This window comes from Streptomyces sp. NPDC127197 (assembly GCF_042672405.1).
Classification (GTDB): domain Bacteria; phylum Actinomycetota; class Actinomycetes; order Streptomycetales; family Streptomycetaceae; genus Streptomyces; species Streptomyces flavusporus.
In genome coordinates, this window is record NZ_JBHXVG010000010.1 from 1 (window position 1) to 26,646 (window position 26,646).

General features: G+C 70.8%; 23 protein-coding genes. 9 read left to right on the top strand and 14 right to left on the bottom strand.

Annotated elements, in window-relative coordinates; all coding sequences use genetic code 11:
• Positions 1-825 precede the first annotated feature (825 nt).
• Positions 826-1,179, bottom strand: a complete 354-nt coding sequence (locus ACFVJQ_RS17490; RefSeq protein WP_385510971.1) for a hypothetical protein — start codon at positions 1,177-1,179, stop codon at positions 826-828.
• A gap of 303 nt (positions 1,180-1,482) precedes the next feature.
• Here ACFVJQ_RS17490 and ACFVJQ_RS17495 point away from each other — a divergent pair, with 303 nt between their 5' ends.
• Positions 1,483-1,968 (top strand): GNAT family N-acetyltransferase, encoded by a 486-nt coding sequence (locus ACFVJQ_RS17495; protein ID WP_385785118.1) that lies wholly within the window; start codon positions 1,483-1,485, stop codon positions 1,966-1,968.
• Positions 1,969-1,995: 27 nt separating this feature from the next.
• On the opposite strand, the gene ACFVJQ_RS17500 is transcribed toward ACFVJQ_RS17495, so the two are convergent.
• The 3 genes from ACFVJQ_RS17500 to ACFVJQ_RS17510 form a co-directional block, all read right to left on the bottom strand.
• The gene (locus tag ACFVJQ_RS17500) at positions 1,996-2,571 is read right to left on the bottom strand and encodes a hypothetical protein (RefSeq protein ID WP_385784771.1); all 576 of its coding nucleotides are present in this window, start codon (positions 2,569-2,571) and stop codon (positions 1,996-1,998) included.
• 73 nt (positions 2,572-2,644) lie between these two features.
• Positions 2,645-5,230, bottom strand: coding sequence for a bifunctional FO biosynthesis protein CofGH (locus ACFVJQ_RS17505; RefSeq protein ID WP_385784774.1), 2,586 nt, complete (start codon positions 5,228-5,230; stop codon positions 2,645-2,647).
• 38 nt (positions 5,231-5,268) lie between these two features.
• Positions 5,269-6,117, bottom strand: a complete 849-nt coding sequence (locus tag ACFVJQ_RS17510; RefSeq protein ID WP_385510974.1) for an LLM class F420-dependent oxidoreductase — start codon at positions 6,115-6,117, stop codon at positions 5,269-5,271.
• Positions 6,118-6,174: 57 nt separating this feature from the next.
• Here ACFVJQ_RS17510 and ACFVJQ_RS17515 point away from each other — a divergent pair, with 57 nt between their 5' ends.
• On the top strand, positions 6,175-7,689 hold the full coding sequence (locus ACFVJQ_RS17515; RefSeq protein ID WP_385785121.1) for a CehA/McbA family metallohydrolase: 1,515 nt from the start codon (positions 6,175-6,177) through the stop codon (positions 7,687-7,689).
• Here the strand turns inward: ACFVJQ_RS17515 and ACFVJQ_RS17520 are convergent.
• Entirely contained in the window at positions 7,676-8,074 is a 399-nt protein-coding gene (locus ACFVJQ_RS17520) for a protease inhibitor I42 family protein (RefSeq protein ID WP_385510975.1), read from the bottom strand. The two genes, ACFVJQ_RS17515 and ACFVJQ_RS17520, sit on opposite strands and share 14 nt — an antisense overlap.
• A 329-nt stretch (positions 8,075-8,403) precedes the next feature.
• Positions 8,404-9,228, bottom strand: a complete 825-nt coding sequence (locus tag ACFVJQ_RS17525) for an endonuclease/exonuclease/phosphatase family protein (protein ID WP_385784777.1) — start codon at positions 9,226-9,228, stop codon at positions 8,404-8,406.
• Positions 9,229-9,310: 82 nt separating this feature from the next.
• Between ACFVJQ_RS17525 and ACFVJQ_RS17530 the strand changes: the two genes are divergently transcribed.
• Positions 9,311-9,718, top strand: a complete 408-nt coding sequence (locus ACFVJQ_RS17530) for a nitroreductase/quinone reductase family protein (RefSeq protein ID WP_385510979.1) — start codon at positions 9,311-9,313, stop codon at positions 9,716-9,718.
• A 3-nt stretch (positions 9,719-9,721) separates the two neighbouring features.
• Here the strand turns inward: ACFVJQ_RS17530 and ACFVJQ_RS17535 are convergent, their stop codons facing one another.
• The 6 genes from ACFVJQ_RS17535 to ACFVJQ_RS17560 all read right to left on the bottom strand — a co-directional run bounded on the left by ACFVJQ_RS17535 (position 9,722) and on the right by ACFVJQ_RS17560 (position 17,128).
• Positions 9,722-11,164: an aldehyde dehydrogenase family protein gene (locus ACFVJQ_RS17535; RefSeq protein WP_385784780.1), complete on the bottom strand. Its 1,443-nt coding sequence runs from the start codon at positions 11,162-11,164 to the stop codon at positions 9,722-9,724.
• On the bottom strand, positions 11,161-12,891 hold the full coding sequence (locus ACFVJQ_RS17540; protein WP_385784783.1) for an amidohydrolase family protein: 1,731 nt from the start codon (positions 12,889-12,891) through the stop codon (positions 11,161-11,163). The genes ACFVJQ_RS17535 and ACFVJQ_RS17540 overlap by 4 nt, the downstream gene beginning before the upstream one ends.
• Before the next feature lie 96 nt (positions 12,892-12,987).
• Positions 12,988-14,106: an LLM class flavin-dependent oxidoreductase gene (locus ACFVJQ_RS17545; protein ID WP_385510983.1), complete on the bottom strand. Its 1,119-nt coding sequence runs from the start codon at positions 14,104-14,106 to the stop codon at positions 12,988-12,990.
• 101 nt (positions 14,107-14,207) lie between these two features.
• Positions 14,208-14,978, bottom strand: a complete 771-nt coding sequence (locus ACFVJQ_RS17550) for an SDR family NAD(P)-dependent oxidoreductase (RefSeq protein WP_385784785.1) — start codon at positions 14,976-14,978, stop codon at positions 14,208-14,210.
• A gap of 9 nt (positions 14,979-14,987) precedes the next feature.
• The gene (locus tag ACFVJQ_RS17555; RefSeq protein ID WP_385784787.1) at positions 14,988-15,908 is read right to left on the bottom strand and encodes an LLM class F420-dependent oxidoreductase; all 921 of its coding nucleotides are present in this window, start codon (positions 15,906-15,908) and stop codon (positions 14,988-14,990) included.
• On the bottom strand, positions 15,905-17,128 hold the full coding sequence (locus ACFVJQ_RS17560; protein ID WP_385784790.1) for an amidohydrolase family protein: 1,224 nt from the start codon (positions 17,126-17,128) through the stop codon (positions 15,905-15,907). The genes ACFVJQ_RS17555 and ACFVJQ_RS17560 overlap by 4 nt, the downstream gene beginning before the upstream one ends.
• Positions 17,129-17,394: 266 nt before the next feature.
• On the opposite strand from ACFVJQ_RS17560, the gene ACFVJQ_RS17565 reads away from it, so the two are divergent.
• From ACFVJQ_RS17565 to ACFVJQ_RS17575, 3 genes are all read left to right on the top strand, one after another.
• On the top strand, positions 17,395-20,352 hold the full coding sequence (locus tag ACFVJQ_RS17565; RefSeq protein WP_385784793.1) for a BTAD domain-containing putative transcriptional regulator: 2,958 nt from the start codon (positions 17,395-17,397) through the stop codon (positions 20,350-20,352).
• Positions 20,353-20,556: 204 nt separating this feature from the next.
• Positions 20,557-20,733 carry a hypothetical protein gene (locus ACFVJQ_RS17570; protein WP_385784795.1) on the top strand — a complete coding sequence of 59 codons (177 nt, stop codon included), beginning with the start codon at positions 20,557-20,559 and terminating at the stop codon, positions 20,731-20,733.
• A 740-nt stretch (positions 20,734-21,473) separates the two neighbouring features.
• Positions 21,474-21,926, top strand: coding sequence for a phospholipase (locus ACFVJQ_RS17575; protein ID WP_385784798.1), 453 nt, complete (start codon positions 21,474-21,476; stop codon positions 21,924-21,926).
• 95 nt (positions 21,927-22,021) lie between these two features.
• On the opposite strand, the gene ACFVJQ_RS17580 is transcribed toward ACFVJQ_RS17575, so the two are convergent.
• On the bottom strand, positions 22,022-23,611 hold the full coding sequence (locus ACFVJQ_RS17580) for a FadD3 family acyl-CoA ligase (RefSeq protein WP_385784801.1): 1,590 nt from the start codon (positions 23,609-23,611) through the stop codon (positions 22,022-22,024).
• Between the two features lie 92 nt (positions 23,612-23,703).
• On the opposite strand from ACFVJQ_RS17580, the gene ACFVJQ_RS17585 reads away from it, so the two are divergent.
• Genes ACFVJQ_RS17585 through ACFVJQ_RS17595 form a run of 3 tightly spaced genes read left to right on the top strand, consistent with a single transcriptional unit; the run spans position 23,704 to position 26,038 of the window.
• On the top strand, positions 23,704-24,852 hold the full coding sequence (locus ACFVJQ_RS17585) for a lipid-transfer protein (RefSeq protein ID WP_385784804.1): 1,149 nt from the start codon (positions 23,704-23,706) through the stop codon (positions 24,850-24,852).
• A gap of 5 nt (positions 24,853-24,857) precedes the next feature.
• A complete protein-coding gene (locus tag ACFVJQ_RS17590; RefSeq protein WP_385784807.1) occupies positions 24,858-25,268 on the top strand; it encodes a Zn-ribbon domain-containing OB-fold protein in 411 nt (136 codons plus the stop codon).
• Positions 25,265-26,038 carry an enoyl-CoA hydratase/isomerase family protein gene (locus ACFVJQ_RS17595; RefSeq protein ID WP_385784810.1) on the top strand — a complete coding sequence of 258 codons (774 nt, stop codon included), beginning with the start codon at positions 25,265-25,267 and terminating at the stop codon, positions 26,036-26,038. Before ACFVJQ_RS17590 ends, ACFVJQ_RS17595 begins: the two co-directional genes overlap by 4 nt.
• Before the next feature lies 1 nt (position 26,039).
• On the opposite strand, the gene ACFVJQ_RS17600 is transcribed toward ACFVJQ_RS17595, so the two are convergent.
• The gene (locus ACFVJQ_RS17600) at positions 26,040-26,564 is read right to left on the bottom strand and encodes a hypothetical protein (RefSeq protein WP_385784812.1); all 525 of its coding nucleotides are present in this window, start codon (positions 26,562-26,564) and stop codon (positions 26,040-26,042) included.
• Positions 26,565-26,646 lie beyond the last annotated feature (82 nt).

Here is a 26,646-nt window from a genome sequence, read left to right on the forward strand (position 1 = left end):
CGAGGCGAAGACCATCGCGAAGCGGCGGCCCCGCCGCTTGGACTTGACGTCGTTGCGGGTGTCGGCGTTGGAGGTGTGAACGTTGCGAGTCATGGATTTTCTCCTTATGAGATGGATTTCTGACCTGCCCCGGAAACTCGGGACAGTGGCCGACGGACCGGTTCCGACCGGGACCGCCATGCCGGAATAACCAGCGATTCAGTGAGAGGGAGAACCCTCATCGAGGAGGATTACCGCCGCACCGTGCGGTCTCATTTCCTTCTCGGTGAGGCCCGCACTTCAATTAGGCCTGATCGACAAAGCGTCGTCATGCTCCGAGGACTCGGGACTTGACGGAGTCGGAGGCGTCGGGTAAAAGCCCGAGGAACTGCCGCCGGGCGCCCATGGCCGTTCGGGGTCCCGGTGGCCACGGCAGGGTCAAGTACGTCCTGAATAACCATCAATTTTTCAGGTTATTAAGGCTTCTGACGGGCCATCTGGTCGGCATTGCTCGACGCGGGCGTCGCCCACCTGTGGCGCGCTCCCGTGCGCTCAGCCGGGGACGCGCTTGCGCGGACCAGGCGGCGCCGGCGTGTCAGGACAAGAGGGGCGCCGGTGCCGTCGCGGTCACCGCTGCGGCCATTGGCGACAGCGGCGACCGCGGCATGGGCGACGGCGCGGGCGGCGAAAAACAGACGACGCGTCCGGATATTGCTGTGCATGAGAATTTTCCTTCCTCTTTCACGCGCTCTCGAGAATGATCGAAAATTTTCCTGCGGACATACGAACGGCCTGGCTGGGCGTTGCCGCCCAGCCAGGCCGTGAACTCGATGCTGCCTGCAGAAGTCAGGTCAGAGTGTTGCCGTTCCCATTGCCATTCCCATTGCCGTTGACGGTGTTGTTGTTCCCGATGACGATGATGGTGACGGGGCCGTTCCCATTACCGTTCCCATTACCATGCTTGGTGCTGCCGTGGCGGTTGTTCTTGTTGTGCTTGTTGTACTTGCTGTACTTTTTGTGCTTGCCGTGACCGTCGTGACCGCCGTGGCCACCGTGGTCGACTGCAGCCGTGGCCACAGTGCCGGCATGCGGCGTCGCCGGGGCGGCGAACGCATTGGTGGGCATCATCACACCTCCGGCAGCCAGGGCGGTCGAGGCGGTAGCCATCAGAAGGCGCTGCGTCCGAGAGGTGCGGGGCATGGGAATTCTCCTCCAGCGAGAAAAGTCGGGGGTGGGCCGGCTGCTCTGCGTGGGCCCATGCCTCAAGTAAGCCCTGGCAGACGAATCGCGTCATGCCGCTGAAATTCGGGACTTGACAGCTGGTGGCGATCCCAATAGGGGGCCATGGCCCCCGATCGACACGCGTCTCCCACCGCTTCGAAATCGCTGGACGCCTCCGGGCCAGTCGGCGAGCATTCGCAGGTGACAGACGAAGCCGATCACCTGAGGCCGCTCACGCAGAGCCCGAGACGTATCCGTTTTGTCGAGCTGTCCGGCGGGGTGATGTCCGCTTTGCTGGAGGGAGACCTGTCCGGAGCCAGCAGGATGGCCGGGGTTTCGCTGACCGAGTACTTCGTGACCGACAGAGCACGGTGGCTGTGGCAGTTCCGGCTCGACCAGATGGCCGCCGATCCCGGCCATGCGCGGTGGATGGTGCGGCAAGCGGTCGTCGGCGACAACGGTCTCGTCGTCGGACATGCCGGGTTCCACGGACCGCCCGATGAGGTCGGCATGGTCGAGATCGGCTATTCCGTCGCTCCCGACTTCCGTCGCCAGGGATATGCCCGCTCCACGCTGATCGAGTTGCTTCGCCGGGCAGCAGCGGAAACCGCAGTCACCACCGTGCGGGCGACGATCGGCCCCGACAACGTGGCATCCCTGGCCACGATCGCGGGCTTCGGCTTCGTCGAGGTCGGAGAGCAGTGGGATGAGGAGGACGGTCTCGAACTCGTCTTCGAGGTCCCTGCCTGCCGTGTTCCACCCGCATGACGGGAAGGTTCGCGGCAGAACGCCGAGCTACTCGACCACCGCCACCGTCGTCCCCGCGGTCCCGAACGTCCACAACGCCGAGCTGTCGGACGTCTTCATGCGGATGCCGCCGGTCTGGACGCCGGACGCGGCCGGTGGGGGCGAGGAGCCGTCGACCGCGGCGGAGAAGGCGATGTTGACGCCGGACTTGGCGGCGAAGTACACGACGTGCTCGATCTCCACGCCGTCGGAGCCCGTGGTGGCCTCCGTCCGCGTCCCGACCGTGTACGTGCCGGGGTCCGGGTCGACCGTGCCGGGCCACACGGTGAACGTACGGCGGGCGCTGTCGCTCGCGTCGACCAGCCACACGCGCCGCTCACCGAGGGAGTAGACGATGCGCCGCCCGGTACCGGAGCCGTCCGGTACTGCGGCGGGCCGGGATTCCGTCGGCGCGGTCGAGGGCTGCGCGCTCGCGGACGCCGAAGGGCCGGGCCGGGCCGCCGTGGCCGTGGGCCGGGGCCCCTCCTCGGCCTGGACGGCCAGGACGGCGACCCCCGCGATCGCCCCCACGGTCAGGCCGGTCACCCAGGCCCACGTGGGAAGCAGTCGGGCAGGCACGGGCACGCATCTCCTCAGTCTCCGACCCCCGGTGCCGGGGGTCGGATCATCGTACTGTGAGGGACCGAGCCCCCATCCCTCAGTCCAGTACCGGCAGCAACTCCGGCAGGTGTCCGTCCGAGGCCGCCGCCGCCCGCTGCCGTTCCTCCGGCACCTCGCCGTACAGCGTCGTCCGCGGCTTCGCCGGGCGGCCGGCCGCCTCGGCGACGGCCACCAGGTCGCGCACCGACTTGTACGAGCCGTAGGAGGAGCCCGCCATGCGGGAGATCGTCTCCTCCATGAGCGTGCCGCCGACGTCGTTCGCGCCGGAGCGGAGCATCTCCGCCGCGCCCTCCGTGCCCAGCTTCACCCAGCTGGTCTGGATGTTGGGGATGTGCGGGTGGAGGAGGAGGCGGGCCATGGCCGTCACCGCGCGGTTGTCCCGCATGGAGGGGCCGGGGCGCGCGATGCCCGCCAGGTACACCGGCGCGTTGGTGTGGATGAACGGCAGCGTCACGAACTCCGTGAAGCCGCCCGTCCGTTGCTGGATGCCGGACAGGGTGCGCAGGTGGCCGAGCCAGTGGCGGGGCTGGTCGACATGGCCGTACATCATCGTCGACGACGAGCGGATGCCCAGCTCGTGCGCCGTCGTGATCACCTCGATCCAGGTCGCCGTGGGCAGCTTGCCCTTGGTCAGGACCCAGCGGACCTCGTCGTCCAGGATCTCCGCCGCCGTGCCGGGGATGGAGTCGAGGCCGGCCTCCTTCGCCGCCGTCAGCCACTCGCGGATGGACATGCCGGTGCGGGTGGCGCCGTTCACGACCTCCATCGGGGAGAAGGCGTGCACGTGCATGCCGGGGACCCGGTCCTTCACCGCCTTCGCGATGTCGAAGTATGCCGTCCCGGGCAGGTCCGGGTGGATGCCGCCCTGCATGCAGACCTCGACCGCGCCCACGTCCCACGCCTGCTGCGCCCGGTCGGCGACCTGGTCCAGCGACAGCGTGTACGCGTCGGCGTCCGTGCGGCGCTGGGCGAAGGCGCAGAAGCGGCAGCCCGTGTAGCAGACATTGGTGAAGTTGATGTTCCGCGTGACGATGTACGTGACGTCGTCACCGACCGCCGACTTGCGGACGTCGTCGGCAACGCGGGTGAGTGCGTCCAGCGCCGGGCCGTCCGCGTGCAGCAGTGCCAGCGCCTCCTCGTCGGTCAGCCGGGTCGGGTCGTCGGCCGCCACCCGCAGCGCCGCACGCACATCCGTGTCGATGCGCTCCGGTGTCATACCGGGGGCGGCCGCCTCGCGCAGGGCCTCCCAGTCGCCGTAGACGACGTCGAAGTCCTCCCGGCGGTCGCCGGTACGGCCCTCGGTGTCGATCGTGGTGTGCAGGTCCGTACGGCCCGACGCCGTGAACGCCTCCTCCGGCTCCTGCCACGGGTGGCCCTCCACCACCGCGTCCGGGCGGGCGAGGCCGGTCTCCGGGTCCGCCAGCGCGCGGACGTGCGGCAGCAGTCGTGGGTCCAGCCAGGGTTCGCCCCGCGTGACGAACTCCGGGTACACGCACAGACGTTCCCGCAGCTCGAAGCCGGCCGCGCGGGACTTCTCGGCGAGTTCCTCGATCTGCGGCCAGGGGCGTTCGGGGTTGACGTGGTCGATCGTCAGCGGCGACACCCCACCCCAGTCGTCGATGCCGGCGCCGATCAGACGCTCGTACTCGGCATCCACGAGGTTCGGCGGGGCCTGGAGGCAGGCCGACGGGCCCATGATGTGCCGGGCGACCGCCACCGTGGCGACCAGCTCGTCCAGCTCCGCGTCCGGCATGCCGCGCATCGCGGTGTCCGGCTTGGCGCGGAAGTTCTGGATGATCAGTTCCTGGATGCCGTGGTACGACCGGGAAACGCGGCGCAGCGCGAAGAGGGACTCGGCGCGTTCCTCGTACGTCTCGCCGATCCCGATGAGGAGCCCGGACGTGAAGGGGACGGAGGAACGCCCGGCGTCCTCCAGGACGCGCAGGCGTACGGCGGGTTCCTTGTCCGGGGAGCCGTAGTGCGGGCCGCCGGGCTCGGACCAGAGGCGCTCGGCGGTCGTCTCCAGCATCATGCCCATGGACGGGGCCACCGGCTTCAGGCGCTGGAAGTCGGTCCAGGTCATGACCCCGGGGTTGAGGTGGGGCAGCAGGCCCGTCTCCTCCAGGATGCGGATGGAGATGGCGCGGACGTAGGCGATGGTGTCGTCGTAGCCGTGCGCGTCGAGCCATTCGCGCGCTTCCGGCCAGCGGTCCTCGGGCTTGTCGCCGAGGGTGATCAGCGCCTCTTTGCAACCCAGCGCGGCACCGCGCCGGGCGATGTCGAGGACCTCGTCGGGGGACATGAACATCCCGTGTCCCGCCCGGCGCAGTTTGCCGGGCACGGTGACGAAGGTGCAGTAGTGGCACTTGTCCCGGCACAGCCGGGTGAGGGGGATGAAGACGCTCTTCGAGTACGTGATGACGCCGGGCCGGCCGGCCGCCTCCAGGCCCGCGTCCCGCACCCGGGCGGCGGACGCGGCGAGGTCCTCGAGGGCCTCGCCGCGGGCTTGTAGCAGAACCGCGGATTCCGTCACATCGAGCGCGACGCCGTCCCGGGCGCGCTTGAGAGCGCGACGCAGGGAGTTCTCGGTGGGTCCGGTTCCGGAGGTCGCGGAAGTCGTCATCCTTCGAGCATACGGTCGAGGTGATCAGGGCCGGGCGGTCAGCCCAGGAAGCCGCCGTACCCGTCCAGCGCCCGCAGCACCTCCGCCTCCCCGGCAGGCGGCAGTTGTACGACGACCTCCTCGATGCCCAGCTCCGCGTAGTGCGCGAGCTTGCCCGGGGTGGGGTGGACGGCGTACGGCACGACCTGCAAGGCCTCCGGGGCGCGGCCCGCGTCGGCCCATGCGGCGCGCAGCAGGGGCAGTGACTCGGACAGGCCGCGCCCGCCGATGGGCAGCCACCCGTCGGCGTACTCACAGATGTGCGCGAACAGCTTCGGCCCGGCGGCACCGCCGATGAGCGTGCGCGGCCCGGTGACCGGCCCGCGCGGCTTCTGCACCGGCTTGGGGTACGCGAAGCTGGCCCGTACGCTGCCGAACTCGCCCTCGTACGCGGTCGGTTCCTCCGCCCACAGCGCGCGCATCAGCGCCATCCGGTCCCGGACCAGCTCACGCCGCGTCCGCCATTCCACGCCGTGGTCGGCAGCCTCCTCGACGTTCCAGCCGAAGCCGAGGCCGAGGGTGAAGCGGCCGCCGGAGAGGTGGTCCAGGGTGGCGATCTGCTTGGCCAGATCGATCGGGTCGTGCTGCGCGGCCAGCGTGATGCCGGTGCCGAGGCCGAGGCGTTCGGTGACGGCGGCGGCCTGGCCGAGCGCGACGAAGGGATCGAGGGTGCGGCCGTACTCGGGCGGCAGCTCGCCGCCCGCCGGGTACGGACTGGTCCGCTCGACGGGGATGTGGGTGTGCTCGGGCAGGTACAGCCCGGCGAAGCCCCGCTGCTCCAGCTCACGGGCGAGCCGGGTCGGGGTGATGGTCTCGTCGGTGAGGAAGATGGTGACGGCGATACGCATGACCCATCTCTACCCGGGGACACCTCACCTGTCCATACCGACCGGTCGGCAGGCCTCCTGCAGCGTGCTGCGCGTGCGGCGCCGGTCGTGACGGGAGCGGTGGCCGCCCTTACGTTGGGTGGCGTGACCTTCCCGAGCGGCGCCGGGGCCGCGGACGGCGACCAGGAGACGCGGACGGTACGGGGCACCCTTCCGACTGGTTCGCCCGACTTCGTGTATGTACCGCTGGACATCCCTTCCGGGGTACGGGAGCTCAGGGTCGCGTACACCTACGACCGGCCCTCCGTCCCGGCCGGCACCGTGGGCAACGCCCTCGACATCGGCATCTTCGACGAACGCGGAACGGAGCTGGGCGGCCGGGGCTTCCGGGGCTGGTCGGGAGGCGCCCGCACGGAGTTCTTCGTCCGCGCGGACGAGGCGACGCCCGGCTACCTTCCGGGGCCGGTCCGCCCCGGCACCTGGCACATCGCGCTGGGCCCGTACACGGTGGCGCCGCAGGGGCTGACGTACGAGATCACGATCACGCTGACATACGGCGAGCAGGGCGAGGCCCCGGACGTGGTCTATCCGCCGGAGCGGGCGAAGGGCCGGGGCCGGGACTGGTACCGGGGCGACTGCCACCTGCACTCCTGGTACTCCGACGGCCGTCGCACCCCGGCGGAGATCGCGGCCCTCGCGCGTGCGGCGGGCCTGGACTTCATCAACACCTCCGAGCACAACACGCATGCGTCCCACGCCCATTGGGCCGACGCGGCGGGCGACGACCTGCTGGTCCTGCTGGGCGAGGAGGTCACGACCCGCAACGGTCACGTGGTGGCTCTGGGTGTCGAGCCGGGGACGTTCATCGACTGGCGCTACCGGGCCCGCGACAACCGCTACGGCCGTTTCGCCCGCCAGATCCGCCGCGCAGGGGGCCTGGTGGTCCCGGCCCACCCGCACGCCACCTGCATCGGCTGCAACTGGAAGTTCGGCTTCGGCGAGGCGGACGCCGTCGAGGTGTGGAACGGGCCGTGGACGCCCGACGACGAGATGTCGCTGGCGGACTGGGACAGCATGCTGGTGTCGTCGGTGCGGAACGGCCACGACTGGATCCCGGCGATGGGCAACAGCGACGCCCACCGGGACCCGGATGTCGTCGGCCGTCCACAGACGGTGGTGCTGGCCGACGATCTCACCCGGGAGGCGGTCCAGGACGGCATCCGCGCGGGCCGCTCGTATGTCGCCGAGTCCAGGAACGTCGTCCTGTCCTTCACCGCTTCCGGCGGGCGAGGCGAACACGCAGGCATCGGCGAGCGGTTGGACGTGGACCGCGAGACACCGGTGACCGTCCGCCTGGAGGCCAGCGGCGCCCCGCGCTGCACGGTCCGTTTCGTGACGGACCAGGGCGTGCTGTTCACGAGCGCGCCGCTGCCGGTTTCCGGAGCGGGAGTGGTGGAGTGGCGTACGACGCCGTCGTATGCGGCGTACGTACGGGCGGAGTTGCGGCACGAGGCAGCGCTGGGCCCGCTGCCGGGGGCGCTGGCGGCGTTCACGAACCCCATCTTCCTGGGGCGCGCGGTCACTGCACGGTGACGGTGTAGGTGGTGCGCTCGGCTGTGGGCAGGTTGGAGGGGGCGGTCGTGGCCGGGGCCGGGGAGGCGCTGCCGCCGGTGCAGGCGTAGACCGGGCAGTGCAGCAGCACGATCTCCGTGCGGCCGGCGCCGGTGGCCTCGAAGCTGAAGACGCGTCGGCCGCCGGACCCGACCAGGGTCCCGGAGTCGTCGTCGGCGTCATAGTCGTCGCCGCGGCTGCGGACCACCGAGGCGTCGGGCTTCGGGTCGACCAGGTACCAGCGCTCGCCGGTGGAGGGATTTTCGTCAACGGTGACGGTGAACTCTTCACCGGCGTCGATCGTGATGGCGCGATCCGCTTCGCCGTACTCGGCGGGGCCGCCGCAGCCCGCGGTGAGGGAGAGCAACGCAGCGACCGCAGCGGCGGTGACACCGGCGGTCCTCCACCGGGACGGAGACGCCGCCGCCGTACGCAACGCTGAACCAACTGCAGGCCCGCAGGCCATCGCCATCCCTCGATTCCGTCCCCGTTCATACCGACGTCATCACCATGGGCGCCTCGAAGGGGAGTTGCTCGTGATCACGTCGGCGGGGAGGCTAGCACGGGGTGGGGGCGGGCGGGTCGGCGTCTTCCTGCCGCTGGTCGGTCGACGCATCGACCCAGAACTGATCCGCCGCGACTGAGCACGGGGTCACTCCGCGCGGCCGGGCTGTCGAGTGACCGTGCACACGAGCGTCACGGCATCGGTTTGTCCGCCAGATCGGCGACGACCGCCGCGTGGTCGGAGGGCCAGACGCCGTCGACCGGCGCGTCGCCGGCCCGCCGGATACTCTGCACGTGGCCGAGTCCCTCCGGACCCGGCCGGCCGACGTGGATGTAGTCGATGCGGACCGCCGGGTCCCGGCGCCCGACATACGGGTTCGCCGGGTCCCAGGTGGCCGACGGGGCGGCCGGGTCGGCGTACTCCCAGGCGTCGATGAGGGCCTGGCGGGGGACGGCCGGCGCCGTCTTGTAGCCGCCGAAGAGGCGGATCTCGTCGGAGTCCGGCCAGGCGTTGAAGTCTCCGGTGACGACCGGCGGGAACGGCGTGTCGCCGCGGTGTTCGGCGACGAACTCGGCGAGTGCGGTGACCTGTCGGCAGCGGGTGGCCGAGGCGTGCAGGGCGGAGGTGAGGTGGGTGGTGAAGAAGGGCACCTCGTAGGCAGGGATGGCCAGCCGGGCGTACAGGGCGAGCCGGCCGTCGTCGACGTCCGCCGGCGCGGGGAGCGGGAGGACATCCTGCTCGGTGACGGGCCAGCGGCTGAGGACGGCGTTGCCGATACCGACGCGCTCGTCACCGATCCGGCGCTGCCAGCGCTCCGGGGCGTGCGACGGGGCCCAGGCGCAGTGCAGGCCGAGTTCCCCGGCGAGCCACTCGGCGAGGTTCTCGCCGTCCGCGTCCCACACCTCCTGGAGGCCGACGACATCGGGGCGCAGCTCCCTGAGTGTGGTGAGGATCGCCTTCTGCCGTTCTGCCCAGGGGCCGAACCGCCACCATAGATTCCAGGTCACGACCCGCATGGCCACCGCCCTCGTCGCACCGCGTCCGAGGGACCATTGAATCAACAACCGCCCCGGCCACGACACAGGAGCCGCACGGATCATGCCCCGTCTCGCCGACCTCAGATTCCGCGCCGCCACGACCGTCCAGCGCCGCCTCGCCAATCCGCTGATGCGCCGGCTCCCCCTCCACGCGGTGCTGGAGACCACCGGCCGCACCTCCGGCCTCCCCCGCCGCACACCGGTGGGCGGGCGCCGCGTCGGTGACTCCTTCTGGCTGGTGTCGGAGTTCGGCGAACGGTCCCAGTACGTCCGCAACATCCGGGTCGACCCGCGGGTCCGGGTGCGGATCAGGGGGCGCTGGTACGAGGGAACGGCTCACCTCCTCCCCGACGACGACCCCGTCGCCCGACTGCGCAGCCTGCCGCGCCTCAACAGCGCGGCGGTCCGGGTGATCGGGACGCACCTGCTCACGGTGCGGGTGGATCTGACGGACGGCGGCCGTCGCTGACCCTCACCCCGGCCACACGATCGCCTGCACCTCGCTGTACGCGTGCAGCGCGTACGAGCCGACGTCCCGGCCGACGCCGCTCTTCTTGAAGCCGCCGAACGGGGCCTCCATGTTGCGGCCGACCGTGTTCACGCCGACTCCGCCGGCCCGCAGGCGGCGGGCCACGCGGAAGGCGCGGGCCACATCGCCCGACCACACGTAGTCGATCAGGCCGTAGTCGCTGTCGTTCGCCAGGGCCACCCCCTCGTCCTCCTCGTCGAAGGGAATCACGACGACCACCGGGCCGAAGATCTCCTCCCGGGCCACCCGCATGTCGTTCGTGCAGTCGGCGAGCAGGGTCGGTGCCACGTAGAAGCCCCGGTCGAGTGCGGGCCGTTCGCCGCCCGTCACCACCACCGCGCCCTCCTTCCGGCCCAGTTCGACGTACGACTCCACCCGCTCCCGATGCTCCGCCGAGATCACCGGCCCGACGACCGTGGACGGGTCGCGCGGATCGCCGACCTTCAACCGGCTGGCGTACGCGGCCAGTTGCCCGACCAGACGGTCGTACACCCCGCGCTGCGCCAGCACCCGCGTCGGCGCCGTGCAGATCTGGCCGCTGTAGAAGGAGAACGTCGTGCCGATCCCGGACACCGCCGAACCGAGGTCCGCGTCGTCGAAGACGACCGCCGCTCCCTTCCCGCCCAGCTCCATCAACTGCCGTTTCATGGACCGCCCGCACACCTCGGCGATGCGCTGCCCGACGGCCGTCGAGCCGGTGAAGCTCACCATGTCCACATCGTCCGACTCGACGGCGGCCTCCCCGACCTCCACCGACCGTCCCGAGACGACGTTCACGACCCCGCGCGGCACACCCGCCTCCGCCAGCGCCTCCGCCATCCGGTACACCGACAAGGGATCCTGCGGCGCCGGTTTCACCACCACCGTGTTGCCCATCGCCAGCGCCGGGGCGACCTTGCCCGCCGGGTTCGCCCAGGGGTTGTTGTACGAGGTGATGCAGGTGACGACCCCGACCGGCTGCCGTACCGCCAGCGCGCCCATCACGCCGGCCTTGCCCATCGGCCCGGCCTCGTTGATCTGCGGCGGGATCGCCCACTCCGCCGGCTCCGCGCGCGCGTACCGGCGGAAACGAGCCGCACCCACGCCCACCTGCATGCCGCGGGCCGTCCCCGTCGTCGCCCCGGTCTCGGCCTGGGCCAGCTCGGCATACGGCACCAGACGGCTCCGGATGATGTCCGCAGCCCGCGCCAGGACCGCCGCCCGCTCCTCCGCGGGCGTGCGCGACCAGGGCCCGAAGGCCTCGCGGGCCGCGGCGCAGGCCGCGTGCACCTGATCCCGCGAGGCCTCCGGCGCCCAGCCGACGGTCTCCTCCGTCGCGGGGTCGACGACCGCGTAACAGTCCTCGGGCTCGACCCACTCCCCGCCGACGAACAACCGCTGGCTCACCTCGTGCTCACCGTCCGCGTGTCCCGCCCCGAGCGGAGCACCCGCCCCGGTACCGCCCCGCTCACCACGTCGTCCCGGATCGCCTCGACCCCGTTGACCCACACGGCCCGCACCCCGATCGCCTTGGAGTCCAGGCGCGGGCTGTCTCCCGGCAGGTCGTGCACCAGGGTGGCCGTACCGGCGTCGATGCGCTCCGGGTCGAAGAGGACGAGGTCCGCATGCCAGCCCTCCGCCACCCGGCCCCGCTCCCGCAGGCCGAACAGCCGCGCCGGGTCGTCCGTCAGCATCTTCACCGCCTGCTCGAGCCCGACGAGCTTCCGCCCGCGCAGACAGTCCCCGAGGAAGCGGGTGGTGTACGGCGCCCCGCACATCCGGTCCAGATGGGCGCCCGCGTCGGAGCCGCCCAGCAGGACGTCCTCGTGCTGCCAGGTCTCGGCGCGCAGCGCCCAGGACGCCGGGTCGTTGTCGGGGGGCATGGGCCACAGGACCGTACGGAGGTCGTCGTTCGCGCAGATGCCGACCAGGCAGGCGAAGGGATCCTGGCCGCGTTCCGCTGCGATGTCCCGGACGACCCGGCCGGTCAGCCCGGCGTTCGCCTCGCTGTACGTGTCACCGATGACATACCGCCCGAAGTCCGCCAGCCGCCGGAAGACGCCGGCTTCCTTGGAATCCGCCCGCTTCAGCATCCCGGCCCGCACGGCGGGATCCTTCAGCTTCGCGATCCGCTCGGGCACGGGCAGGCCCAGCACCGGGCCCCAGCCGGGGATGAGGTTCAGCGCGCAGAACGTGCCGAGGGACATGTTCATCGGCGTGAGGATCGGCATGGTCAGCGCCACCACCCGGCCGCCCGCCTTGCGCGCCCGTTCACTGGCGAGCAGCTGGCGGGGCACGCGCTCGGGGACGGCCGCGTCGATGGTCAGGACGTTCCAGTTCAGCGGTCGGCCCGCCGCCGCGCTCATCTCCACGAACAGATCGATCTCGGCGTCGCTGAACTGGTCCAGGCAGCCCGCGACGATCGCCTCGATCTGCGTGCCCTCGTGCTCGCCGACCGCCCGGGACAGGGCCAGCAGCTCGGCGGGCTGCGCATGCCGGGAGGCGACCGGCTTCCCGTCGCCGTCGGAGTGGGTGGACGACTGGGTGGTGGACAGGCCCCAAGCCCCCGCGTCCATCGCCTCGTGGAACAGCCGGAGCATCGCCGCGAGCTGTTCCTCACCCGGCTGCCCCCCGACTGCCTCCGGCCCCATCACGTACCGCCGCAGCGCGCAGTGCCCCACCATGAACCCGGCGTTGACCGCGATCCGTCCTTCGAGGGCATCCAGATACTCACCGAAGGTGTGCCAGCTCCAGGGCGCCCCTTCCTCCAACGCCACCAGCGACATGCCCTCGACCTTGGACATCATGCGGCGGGTGTAGTCGGCGTCCTCGGGGCGGTCGGGGTTGAGCGGGGCAAGGGTGAACCCGCAGTTGCCGGCGGCGACCGTGGTCACCCCGTGGTTGAGGGAGGGGGTGGCGTACGGGTCCCAGAACAGCTGGGCGTCGTAGTGGGTGTGCGGGTCGACGAAGCCGGGGGCGAGGACGAGGCCGTGCGCGTCCTCGGTGGTCCGGGCCTCTTCGCTGATCGTGCCGATGGCGGCGATACGACCGTCCCGTATGCCGATGTCGGCGGTGTACGCAGGCGCGCCCGTCCCATCGACGACGGTCGCGCCTTTGATGACGTGATCGAGCATGGGCCTTGCCTCCTTGAACTCCGGGCCGGTGGAGATACCCAGGGGCGCGGGGAACTGCGCGACCAGCCACAAACAACCGGCAGCCGCGAACGCTCCTCAGCCAGCCCTCCGGAACCGCGTAGTCCGATGCACGGGATCCGTGTCGATCTTCGGAATCACGTGCTCGCCGATGAGGCGAATGGTCTGCAACGTCTCCTCCTTCGGCACCCCCACCGGCAACCCGAAACTCAGCTGATCGGCCCCCGCCTGCTCCCACCGCTTGCACTGCCGCAGCACCTCGTCGGGGTCACCGCAGACCAACAGCTCCTCCTCGATGAGGACCTCGACGAACTCCTCCGTGTACTCGGGGAGCGTCTCCGGCCACACGGGGAAGCCCTCGGGACGCGGGAAGGTGTCGTGGTACCGGAACACCAGCGACGGCAAGTAGTGCAACCCACCGTTCGCCGCGATCCGTATCGCCTCCTCGTGCGTCGGCGCGCAGATCGCGGTGGTCGTCACCATCACGTTGTCGTTGACGAAGTCCCCGATCGGCTCGGCCTCGACGACCGCGGTCTTGTACTGCTCCAGCACCCACTCCATGTCGGAGACCTTCTGCACGCTGAAGCCGAGCACGCCGAGCCCCTTGCGGGCGGCCATCGCGTACGAGGGCGGCGACCCGGCCGCGTACCACATCGCCGGGTGCGACCTGCCGTACGGCTTCGGCAGGACCTTCCGCGGCGGCAGCGACCAGTGCTTGCCCTGGAAGCCGGCGTACTCGTCCTGGAGCCACATCTTGGGGAACTCGGCGATGGTCTCTTCCCAGATCTCCTTCGTGTAGTTCATGTCGGTGATCCCCGGAAGGAAGCCGAGGATCTCGTGGCTGCCCGCGCCGCGTCCGCTGCCGAACTCGAAGCGGTTCTCGGTGAGGTGGTCGAGCATGGCGACCTTCTCGGCGACCTTCACCGGATGGTTGACCTGGGCGAGCGGGTTGAAGATGCCGGAGCCGAGGTGGATGCGCTCGGTGGCGTGGGCGAGGTAGCCGAGGAAGACGTCGTTGGCGGAGAGGTGGGAGTACTCCTCCAGGAAGTGGTGCTCGGACGCCCAGGCGTACTTGAAGCCGGACCTGTCCGCCTGGATGACGTACTCGGTCTCCTCCATCAGCGCCTTGTGCTCGGCGAGCGGGTCGGTCTCGGCGCGCTTGCCCACGTATCCCTGTACAAAGAGCCCGAATTCCAAGGAGGTTCACCGTCCCGGGTCTTTTCTGATGCACCGTCAGGTTTCTTCGCTGCCGCCGACTGTGGCACCGGGGGTGCGCACCGTCAATAGCTGATGGCCCGTCAGATGACGCTGACGCCGGCCAGCCACCCCCCGTCGATCACGAACGGCTGCCCGGTGATGTACGAGGAGTCCTCGCAGGACAGGAACAGCGCCAGCCGCGCCACCTCCTCCGGCCGCCCGATCCGCCCCAGCGGCACCAGCCTGCGGTACAGCTCGTCCAGGGCCTGCGAGGTCTGCACGGGGTCCGCGTCCGGATCCAGGAGCGCCGGGTTGGACATGGCCGTGTCGATGGCGCCCGGGCACATGGCGTTGACGCGGATGCTCCGGTGGGCCAGCTCCAGGGCGGCGACGCGGGTGAGGCCGATGACGGCGTGCTTGGTCGCCGCGTAGGTGCCGACGGCCGCCATGCCGGTCATGCCGGTGTAGGAGGCGGTGTTGACGATCGTGCCGCCTGTCTCGAGGTGGGGCGCCACGGTCTTCATGCCCAGGAAGCAGCCGACCTGGTTCACCTGCACGACCTGCATGAACTCGTCGAGGGGCGTGTCCACGAGGGCGTTGAAGCGCAGGATGCCGGCGTTGTTGACGAGCCCGTCGACCCGGCCGTACGCCTCCTTGGCGGCGGCCACGGCGGCGCACCAGTCGTCCTCGCGCCCCACGTCGAGGTGGACGTACCGGGCTCCGATCTCCTTGGCGAGCGCCTCGCCCGCGTCGTCGAGGACATCGGTGACGACGACCTCGGCACCCTCCTCCCGGAACAGCCGGGCCTCCTGCTCCCCCTGCCCGCGCGCCGCACCGGTGACGATCACGACACGTCCGTCCAGCTTGCCCATGCGTTCTCCTCACAGGTACGGAGCCACGTCGGCGCCGAATGCGGTCATCTGGTCGGTCAGTTCGGTGCGGTTCCGGCTGCGGAACCGCACCTGGATCTGGTGCACGCCCATCGCCCGGTAGGCCCGCAGGGACTCGGCGAGGGCGTCGGGGTCACCGGTGAGGGTGCGGCGGCCGATGTCCCAGGTGGGGCGGCCGATGTAGAGCGGCTCGGTGAGGGCGCCGATGGTGAGCGGGGCCTCGATGCCCGCCTCCGCCCGCTGTGCTGTCAGCCGGGCGATCTGCCCGGGCAGCCGGTCCCGCGGGTCGCCCTGCGGCAGCCAGCCGTCGCCCTTGAGCGCGGCCCGGCGTACGGCGGCGGGTGAGGAGCCGCCGACCCAGAGGGGGACGCTCGGCTGGGCGGGCCGGGGACGCTGGCCGAGATCGTGGAACTCGTACAGCTTGCCGTGGTGTGCGGGGAACTCCTCCGGGCCGAGGGCGGCCCGGAGGGCGTCGATGGACTCGTCGAGTACGGCACCGCGCTGCCGGAAGTCCACCCCGAGCACCTCGAACTCCTCCGGCACGTGCCCGGCGCCGACCCCCAGGATCAGGCGACCGCTCGAGAGATGATCGAGGGTGGCGTACTGCTTGGCGGTGATCAGGGGGTGCCGCAGTCCGACGACGGCGACATGGGAGAGGAGCCGGACGCGTTCGGTGACCGCCGCCAGATGGGCGAGGGTGGCCACGGGGTCGTACCACACCGTGCTCATCGCGGGCGCGAGCCGGCGCGGGATGGCGACGTGATCGCAGCAGGCGACGTAGTCGAACCCGGCGCGGTCGGCGGCGCGGGCGACGGCGACGAGGTCGTCGGGGCCGGCGGCGGCCTCCCAGGGCTCGGTGTAGAGGGTGCTCTGGGACTGGACGGGGAGCTGGATGCCGTAGCGGAGGCTCATGGCCCACCCCACAGGCCGTCGTCGGTCAGCCCGAGCAGCTCGATGGCGTTGCGCCGTACGATCCGCTCCACGACGTCTGTCTCCAGGTGCCCCATCTGGGCCTCGCCGACCTCGCGGGACTTCGGCCACGTGGAGTCGGAGTGCGGGTAGTCGGTCTCGTAGAGGACGTTGCCGACCCCGATCGAGTCCAGGTTGCGGAGCCCGAAGGAGTCGTCGAAGAAGCAGCCGTAGACGTGCTCGGCGAACAGCTCGGACGGCGGCCGGTGCACCTTGTCGGCGACACCGCCCCAGGCGCGGTTCTCCTCCCAGACGACGTCGGCACGCTCGAGGATGTACGGAATCCACCCGATCTGCCCCTCGGCGTACATGATGCGGAGGTTCGGGAACCGCTCGAACTTGCCACTCATCAGCCAGTCGACCATCGAGAAGCAGCAGTTGGCGAAGGTGATGGTGGAACCGACGGCGGGCGGGGCGTCGGCGGAGGTGGACGGCATACGGCTGCTGGAGCCGATATGCATCGCGATGACCGTGCCGGTCTCGTCGCAGGCGGCGAGGAAGGGGTCCCAGTCGTCGGTGTGGACGGAGGGCAGGCCCAGGTGCGGGGGTATCTCGGAGAACGCCACGGCCCGGACGCCGCGCGCTGCGTTGCGCCGGACTTCGGCCGCCGCCAGCCCGGCGTCCCAGAGGGGGACGAGGGTGAGGGGGATGAGCCGCCCCTGCGCCTCGGGCCCGCACCACTCCTCCACCATCCAGTCGTTGTAGGCGCGGATGCAGAGCAGGCCGAGCTCGTGGTCGGCGGCCTCGGTGAAGGTCTGGCCGCAGAACCGGGGGAAGGTGGGGAAGCAGAGGGCGGACTGGACGTGGTTGACGTCCATGTCGGCGAGCCGGGCGGGTACGTCGTACGACCCCTGCCTCATCTGCTCGTACGTGATGATCTCGAGCTTGATCTCGTCCCTGCTGCAGCCGACGGCGGTGTCGAGGCGGGTGAGGGGGCGGTGCAGGTCCTCGTAGACCCACCAGTCGCCGATCGGGCCGTCGTCGCCCGGCTGCCCCATGACGGGCTTGAAGCGGCCGCCGAGGAAGGTCATTTCCTTCAGGGGGGCGCGGACGATGCGCGGCCCGGTGTCGAGGTACTTCTTCGGAAGCCGGTCCTGCCAGACGTTCGGGGGTTCGACGGTGTGGTCGTCGACGGAGATGATCTTCGGGAAGGAGGTGTCCATGGAGGCAAGGTAGCGCTGATCTGACGGACCGTCAGCAATGTCGACGGCAGCCGGACGGAAGCGATCTCGGCGGATCTCGGCGGGATCGATCGCGGTGTATCTCAAGCCGCACTTCGCGCTCAGTTCAGTGCGGAAGAGTGCGATGAGGGTGTGAGGGCCTTGTGATGTCCGCATGCCTGGCTGTGACTGGGGCCTCGCACGGCTGACGCACCTGCCAGAAGCAAGGCAAACTGACAGGGTTGTTCAGATTGTCTAGGGGGACGGCGATGGACGAGGTACCTCGAGTGCCGAAGCAGAGACGTCCGGGCTCTTCGGAGGAGCCGGAGACGCTGCGCTTCAGCGTGCTCGGGCCGGTGCGCGCCTGGCGCGGCGAGGAGTCACTCAACACCGGTTCCCCCCAGCAACGCGCCCTGCTGGCCGCGCTGCTGCTGCGCGAGGGCCGTACGGCGACCGCGGCGGAGCTGATCGACGCGCTGTGGGGCGAGGAGCCGCCGTCCCAGGCGCTGGCGGCACTGCGGACGTACGCCTCCCGGCTGCGCAAGGTCCTGGACACCGGCGTCCTGGTGAGCGAGTCGGGCGGCTACGCGATCCGTTCCATCGCGGACGGGGCGCTGGACCTGGCGGTCGCGCAGGACCTGGCGGCGGACGCAGAGAAGGCGAAGAACGCAGGAGACCTGTGCCGGGCGCGCGAGCTGCTCGGGCACGCGGTGGCCCTGTGGGACGGCGAGGCGCTGGCGGGCGTACCGGGGCCGTACGCGGACGCCCAGCGGGTCCGGCTGGAGGAGTGGCGGCTGCAACTCCTCGAATCCCGCCTGGACATGGACCTGGAGCAGGGCTGCCATGCGGAGGCGGTCTCGGAGCTCACGGCCCTGACGGCGGCGCATCCGCTGCGCGAACGCCTGCGTGAGCTGCTGATGCTGGCGCTGTACCGGAGCGGCCGGCAGGCGGAGGCCCTTGCCGTGTACGCGGACACGCGGCGGCTGCTGGCGGACGAGCTGGGTGTGGACCCGCGCCCGGGCCTGCGGGAGCTGCAACAGCGGATTTTGCAGGCGGACCCGGGGCTGGCGGAGCCGTCGGCACCGGTTGCGGAGCCCGCCGCTACCCCCGTCCGCCCGGCTCAACTTCCCGCAACCGTCCCCGACTTCACGGGCCGCTCCTCCTTCGTCGCCGAGCTGAGCGAGGTGCTGGCGTCGGCGGAGGGCCGGGTGATGGCGGTCTCGGCGCTCGCGGGCATCGGCGGCGTCGGCAAGACGACGCTGGCGGTCCATGTGGCGCATCAGGCGCGGTCGGCGTTCCCGGACGGGCAGCTGTACGTCGATCTGCAGGGCGCCGGCGCCCGGGCGGCGGAACCGGAGACGGTACTGGGTTCGTTCCTCAGGGCTCTGGGGACGGCGGACTCGGCGATCCCGGACTCCCTGGAGGAGCGTTCGGCGCTGTACCGGTCTGTGCTGGACGGCCGACGGGTACTGGTGCTGCTGGACAACGCGCGGGATGCCGCGCAGGTACGTCCGCTGCTGCCGGGGACCTCCGGCTGCGCGGCACTGGTGACCTCCCGCGTCCGGATGGTGGACCTGGCCGGTGCCCACCTGGTCGACCTCGACGTCATGTCCCCCGACGAGGCGCTGTCGCTGTTCACCAAGATCGTGGGCGAGGAACGGGTCGCGTCGGAACGGAAGGCCGCCCTCGACGTGGTGGCGGCGTGCGGTTTCCTGCCGCTGGCGATCCGGATCGCCGCGTCCAGGCTGGCAGCCCGCCGCACGTGGACGGTGTCGGTACTGGCGGCGAAGCTCGCGGACGAGCGACGCCGGCTGGACGAGCTGCAGGCCGGTGACCTGGCGGTGAAGGCGACCTTCGAGCTGGGGTACGGGGCACTGGAGCCGGCCCAGGCACGGGCGTTCCGGTTGCTGGGGCTGGCGGACGGGCCGGACATCTCCCTGGCGGCGGCTGCGGCGGTGCTGGACCTGCCGGTGGAGGAGACGGAGGACTTGCTGGAGTCCCTCGTCGACACGTCGCTGCTGGAGTCGGCGGCGCCCGGACGGTACCGGTTCCATGACCTGGTGCGGCTCTACGCGCGTGCTTGTGCGGAACGGGATGAGGAGCCGCCTGGTGAGCGGGATGCGGCGATGTCGCGGTTGCTGGACTTCTACCTGGCTACGGCGGCGGGGGTGTACGGGATTGAGCGGCCCGGAGAACGCGTTCTGGAGCACATAGCGGCCACCGACTGCCCCGGTCTGCGGTTCCCGGACCGGGACCGTGCGCTGGAGTGGCTGTTCAACGAGTCGAACTGCCTGCTGGCCTGCGCCCAGCAGATGGCCGCCGCGGGAATGCAGCGCAAGGCCGCGGACTTGTTGATGGCCGCGGTGGACCTCGGCGAATCGGGCGCCAATTCCCTGCAGTTCACCCAGGCCGCAGCCGCCGTGAGCGATGCGGCCCAAGCCACCGGTGACGCCTGGGCCGAAGGCAGGGCTCGTACGATGCTCACCCATGTCCACAGCGTGTCCGGGCGTTTCGCCGAGGCGGAGGCGGAGGGCAGGCGTGCCCTTGAGCTCGGCACCGCGGCCGCCGATCCGGTCGCCTGCGGGCAGGCCCCGAACCAGCGAGGCATCATCGCGCTCTACGAAGGGCGACATGCCGACGCCGAAGCCCACTTCGAGAGAGCGCTGGAAGCCTTCCGTGCGGACGGGAACCAGCCCGGAGCCGCCTCGGCCCTCTGCAACCTGTCCCGCGTCCACCTGGCCACGGGCCGCACGGACAGCGCGGTGACTCTGGCGCAAACCGGCGTCGAGATCTACGAGCAGGACGCCACCGGGCAGGCGCTGCGGCTCGCCAACGGAAAGTACGCCCTCGGTCTGGCGCTGACCAGTGCCGAAAGGACCGCCGAGGCTCGGTCCGCGCTTCTGGCTGCGCTGGAGGTCTTCCGCGACAGCAGACAGCGCCTGTGGCACGGGATGACGCTGTTCCGGCTGGCCGAACTCCACCTCACGGACCGCGCACCGGCACCGGCTGCCGCAGACGCCGAGCAGGCCCTTTCCGTGCTACGCGGAATCGGCGGCGACTGGCGCCGCGCCAATGTGCTGACGGTTCTCGGCCGCGCTCTGACGGGGATCGGGCACACCGACCGGGCGCAGGTGTGCTGGCAGGAGGCCCTGAAAATCTTCGAGGAGCTCGGCTCCCCTGAGGCCGCCGAGGTGCGCACGCTGCTCGCCCCGGCATCAGCTGCCTGAGCTGGGGTTTCAGGCGTTCATCATTCGTTTATCGCGGACCGGCAAGCTCATCAGTGCCGGTCCGTCGCGTCGGGGGGCAGACGGCTCGGCACCTTGGCCGCACCGTTAGGGTGAACGGCCTTACGAATGCCCGTCCGGCGATTCACGGGGGAGTCGCCGGACGGGCATGTTCGACCCTCATCACACTCAAGGGAGTTGACCGTCATGGCCGACAACACGGGCGAGACCAAGCCGGAAGACGCACACGCCACCGGCGAGGAGCTCACCACCCAGGACGCCCACGCGACCGGCGCCGATCTCAAGCCCGCGGATGCCCACGCGACGGGCGAGGAGGAGATCACCACCCTCGACGCCCACGCGACGACGGAGCGTCCCAACTAGTCCTCCATCACACGGGGATCGGCCGCGGCGGCGCGGAGGGGGAGCCGCCGCGGCCGACGTGTGTCATGACCAAGGAACCCGGCGAGTTGTCCACAGGCTCATACAGGCCTCCCTTCTCTCCAGCATCCTGAGGCGTGTGAAGCGCGGGGAGCTGGGGGCGAACACGGCCGCAGGAGGCGAAGGAAGGGGCGGGAGCGCAGACTCGCCGATGTCCCTGGCACGTCACGGATGCCACACCGACCCCATGGACCGCACCCCAGGAGCTAATTGGCCGATTTGACTCACGGGCAGGCAGCCCCACCTGGGCGTTCTCTCCCGGTGGATGAGCCAAATCGGCCAATTGCTGTTCCAGAGCCCGGAATCGGAGACTGAGGGTGGCACCCGGCGTGCCCCACCTCGCCGACGCGCCAAGCCACCCACCATCCGCTAGCCGCTGAGCCCACCCGGCGTGCATGCGAGGCGCTGACGCGTCCCCCAACCCCGGGCCAACCCCCAGCCCACCGCATGGTCGGCCGACCTGGGGCCCCGACGGCACTCTCCAACCCGCGGCCACCGCAGTGCCTCCAAGCTCGTGCCGCTGCCTCCAACCTCCCTCAGATTTCATGTTTTGAATGTCCGTCATGCCCAAGAGTTAATGGCCCATTAGGGCACATGAGGTGTAAAGGCATGGTTGCGATGCCGATCCTCTTGTCATGAACCTGTTGCCCGATGGGCGGGCAGCAGCCTCATGGAGGTGTGGGATGCACCGCAGACTCGCCACTGCTCTTGCCGCCTCGACTCTCTCCCTGGTCGCCGTCGTCGGTACCGCGACCGCCGCCACCGCCGCTCCGGCCGACAAGCCGCAGGTCCTCGCCGGCTGGACGCAGACCAGCGCGTCGAGCTACAACGCCTGGGCCGCCGCCCGTGCGAACCAGGCCGCCTGGTCGGCGTACGCCTTCGACTGGTCGACCGACTACTGCTCCTCCTCGCCGGACAACCCGTTCGGCTTCCCCTTCGCCATGTCCTGCGCCCGCCACGACTTCGGCTACCGCAACTACAAGGCCGCAGGCGCCTTCGACGCCAACAAGGCCCGCCTCGACAGCGCCTTCTACGAGGACCTCAAGCGCGTCTGCAACAACTACAGCGGCGGGACCAAGACCGCCTGCAACAGCACTGCGTGGACGTACTACCAGGCCGTGCGTGCCTTCGGCTGACCAACCCGCCGCGGGACGCCGTCGCCGGCCGGCGTCCCGCCGCACCACCGTCCGTCACCACGGCCGACTTCTTTCCGGACGCCCCGAGTGACTCCTCACCGGCGCTCCCTCAACTCCCCCTTCACCACCTTGCCGCTCGCGTTCCGCGGCAGCTCCCCCACGAACTCCACCGCCCGCGGCACCTTGTAGTTCGCCATCTCCCTCCGCGCCCATGCGATCAGGTCGTCTCCGGTCAGCACGGCCCCCGCGCGGCGTACCACGTACGCCTTGCCGACCTCGCCGAGGCGGGTGTCCGGTACGCCGATCACGGCGACGTCGGACACGTCCGGATGCAGACCGAGGACCTGTTCTATCTCCGCGGGGTAGGCGTTGAAGCCGCCGACGATGAACATGTCCTTGATGCGGTCGGTGATGCGCAGGTTGCCCGCCTCGTCCAGGACGCCCACGTCGCCGGTGCGCAGCCAGCCGTCCGGGGTCAGGACCTCCGCCGTGGCCGCCGGGTCCTCGAAGTAGCCGCGCATGACGTTGAAGCCGCGGACGAGGACCTCGCCGGGGGTGCCGAGGGGGGCGTCGACCCGCACCTCCGTGCCCGGGACGGCCCGGCCGGACGTCGATGCGATCACCGTGGGGTCGTCGCCGCGGCGGCACATCGTGACGATGCCGCTCGCTTCGGAGAGGCCGTACGCCGTGAGGACCGTCTCCACGCCGAGTTCGCCGCGCAGCCGTTCGACCAGGCGGAGCGGGACCACGGCCGCGCCGGTCACCACCAGGCGCAGCGCCGACAGGTCGTGGGCGTCGCGGGAGGCGTGGTCGAGGAGGGACTGGTGGAGGGCGGGCGGGCCGGGGAGGACGGAGACGCGTTCCGCCGCGATGTTCGCCAGGGCGGTGGTCGCGGTGAACACCGGCTGGGGGATCATCGTCGCGCCGCGCATGAGGCAGGCCAGGACGCCGGCCTTGTAGCCGAAGGTGTGGAAGAAGGGGTTCACGATGAGGTAGCGGTCGTCGTGCCGCAGGCCGGCCAGGTCGCTCCACACCTCGTATGCGCGGAGGGTCTGAGCGTGGGTGATCACGGCGCCCTTGGGGCGGCCGGTCGTGCCCGAGGTGAAGATGATGTCCGAGGGCCAGGACGGGTCGACCTGGGATGCGCGGGAGCGGACGGCGGACTCCTGCACCGCGTCGCCGCTCGCCAGGAAGTCCTTCCAGGTGCGGAAGTCGGCCGGGGCGTCGTCCGACAGGACCACCACCTGCTCCAGGGACGGCAGTCCGGGCAGTGGGCCCCGGCCGTCCCCGGGCCCCTCCCCCGCCGCCCGCCGCAACGACGCCACGTACGACGTGCCCAGGAACGTGCCCGTCACGAACAGCAGGCGGGCACGGCTGCGCCGCAGGACGTCCGCTGCCTCCGTCCCCTTGAAGCGGGTGTTCAGCGGGACCAGGACCGCCCCGGCCGACACCGCGCCCAGCGCCGAGACGATCCAGTCCAGTGAGTTCGGCGCCCAGATGGCGACGCGGTCCCCGGGCGACACCCCGTTCGCCAGGCAGGCCGCGGCCGCGCGGTCCACGCGGGCGCCCAGTTCGGCGTACGAGATCCTGGTCCGGCCCTCCACGACCGCCTCGGCGTCGCCGTACCGTTCGGCCGCGCTCCGCACCAGCCCCGGAATGCTGCCCCACTCCACGTCTCCGCGCACACCGGCCTCCCGAACGCATAGCTGACTGATCGTCAGATTAGCGCTAGCCTGACGGACTGTCAGCAAGCCGGTTCCGGTGCGGAGGTGTGCTCATGGCAGGGCTGAAGGACGCGACGGCCATCGTCGGGATCGGGCAGACCGCCTTCGCCCGGCAGCTCCCCGAGGACGAGCGGACCCTCGCCTGCCGTGCCGTCCTCGCCGCCCTCGACGACGCCGGGATCGCTCCGGGCGAGGTCGACGCCCTGGCCTCGTACACGATGGAGGAGACCGACGAGGTGGAGCTCGCCAAGGCCCTCGGGCTCGGTGACCTCACCTTCTTCGGCAAGGTCGGCTACGGCGGCGGCGGTTCCTGCGCCACCGTCGCCCATCTCGCCGCCGCCATCGCCACCGGGCAGGCCACGGTCGGGGTCGCCTGGCGGTCCCGCAAGCGCGGCAGCGGGCCGCGGCCCTGGACGAACACCACCGCCCAACTCCCCACACCCGCCCAGTGGACCCGCCCCTTCGGGCTGCTCCGCCCGGCCGACGAGATCGCCATGCTCACCCGCCGCTACCTGCACGAGTACGGCGCCACCCGGGATCACCTGTTCAACGTCGCCCTCGCCTGCCGCAACCGGGCCAACCAGAACCCCGCCGCGGTGATGTACGACCGCCCCCTCACCCGCGAGATGTACATGACCTCCCGCTGGATCAGCGAACCCCTCTGCCTCTTCGACAACTGCCTGGAGACGGACGGGGCGTTGGCCTGTGTCGTCGTATCGCGCGAGCGCGCCCGGGACTGCCGGCGCAAGCCCGTCTACGTCCACTCCGCCGCCCAGGGCCTGCCCGCCCAGCACCACGGAATGGTCAACTACTGGAACGACGACCCGCTCACCGGGCCCGCCTGGACCGCCGCCCGGCACCTGTGGAAGCACGCCGACTTCACCCCGCAGGACGTGGACGTCGCCCAGATCTACGACGCGTTCACGCCCCTCATACCGCTCTCCCTGGAGGGCTACGGCTTCTGCGACCGGGGTGAGGGCGGCGCCTTCACGGAGGGCGGCGCCCTCGAGATCGGCGGGCGGCTGCCGCTGAACACCGGGGGCGGGGGGCTCAGCGAGGCCTACGTCCACGGGTTCAACCTGATCACCGAGGGCGTGAAACAACTGCGGGGCACCAGCACCGCCCAGGTCCCGGGCGCCGCCACCTGCCTGGTCACCGCCGGCGAGGGCGTCCCCACCTCCGCCCTGTTGCTGAGGAGTTGAGGAGCATGCTGAGTCCTGTCATCGACCCCGACGGCGCCCCCTTCTGGCGGTACGCCGCCCAGGGCGAGCTGCGTGTCCAGGCCTGCGCCGACTGCGGTGAACTGCGCTTCCCGCCTCGGCCCTGCTGCCCGCACTGCCAGTCCTTTTCGTCCGAGTGGCGCCGGGTGTCCGGGCTCGGGCGGATCTGGTCGTACGTCGTCCCGCATCCGCCCCTGCTGCCCGACTACGCCGAGCAGGCGCCGTACAACGTGATCGTCGTCGAGCTGGCGGAGGCGCCGAGAATACGGCTGGTCGGCAACCTCGTCAGCCGTCCCGGCGCGCCCCTCGACTCCGTTCCGCCGGACCGGGTCCGGATCGGCGCGAGGGTCCGGGCCGTCTTCACCGACGCCGGGGTTCCGCAGTGGGTGTACGGATGAGCGGCCTGCGGATCACCGCCGACAAGGACACCGGCGTCGCCGTCGTCACCCTCGACCGGCCCGAGCGGCTCAACGCCATCGACCTCGCCATGGCCGGCGAACTCGCCGCTGTGTGGCGGGAGTTCCGGTACGACGACGCCGTGCGGGCCGTCGTCCTCACCGGGGCCGGGGAGCGGGCCTTCTGCACCGGCATCGACCGAAGCACCGAGGTTCCCCAGCCCAACTCGCCGTACATGATGGATGATCCGCTGCTGAGCGTGGGGCCGAAGGCGAACGACCTGTGGAAGCCGGTCGTCGCGGCCGTGGAGGGGACGGCCTGCGGCGGGGCGTTCTATCTGCTCGGGGAGACGGAGTTCATCGTCGCCGGGACGAGCGCGAGCTTCTTCGACCCGCACACCACGTACGGCATGGTCAGCGCGTACGAATCGATGCTGATGGCGCAGCGGATGCCGTACGGGGAGGCCGCGCGGATGGCGTTGATGGGCAGCGCCGAGCGGATCGGCGCCCAACGCGCCTACGACATCGGCTTGGTCTCCGAACTCACCCCGCCCGGCGAGGCGTTGGCCGCGGCGACCGCCTGCGCCACGGTGCTCGCCGGATACCCTCCCGAGGCCGTCCAGGGGACCGTACGGGCCCTGTGGGCGGCCCGGGAGGCGGCCCTGGCGCCGGCGTTCGCGCAGGCGCCGCACCTCATCGCGCTCGGGAACCTGCCGACCGAGCGGCAGGCCGAGCTGTTCCTGAGGCGCCTGCGCGAACACCGCATCCGGTGAGCTACACCGCCGTACGCGTCACGTCGTCCAGCTCGCAGCTGCTCCCGCTGCCGTCGCCGCCGCCCGCCGGGACGTAGGCGGCGGCCACGTCCAGGGTGTCCGTGCTGCCGGCGGAGACATACGGGATGGTGGAGTTGCTGGTGCGCACCAGCGTGCCTTCGGGGTCCTTGAAGGTGACGCTGAACTCGTAGGTGTACGTGGTGCTTGCGCTTGGGTTGCTGGCGCTGACCCGGGCGACGATGCCGCGGGCCTCGTCGAACACGCAGCTCTCGATCTTCACGTCCTTGGCGGCGTCGGCGGAGGCTCCGCTGCCGGTGTCGCTCGTCGCGCCGCTGCCCGACGTCGCACCCGTGTCGTAGTCGTCATCGTCGTCGTAGTGGCTGCCGCCCGTCGCGCCACCCGAACTGCTCGAGGAGCTGGAGGAGTTGGAGCTGTCGCAGCCGCCGCCGCTGGAGTGCCGGGCGCCGGTCAGTGCGACGACCACGCCGACGAAGACGGCGACGGCGCGGACATGGCGAAGCTTCATGGTGTGCAAACCCCCGTGATGATCTGTTCAGAAGTGCTGTGGCATACCACGCAGACGCTGGCATGCGCGCGTCAGGCTAGCG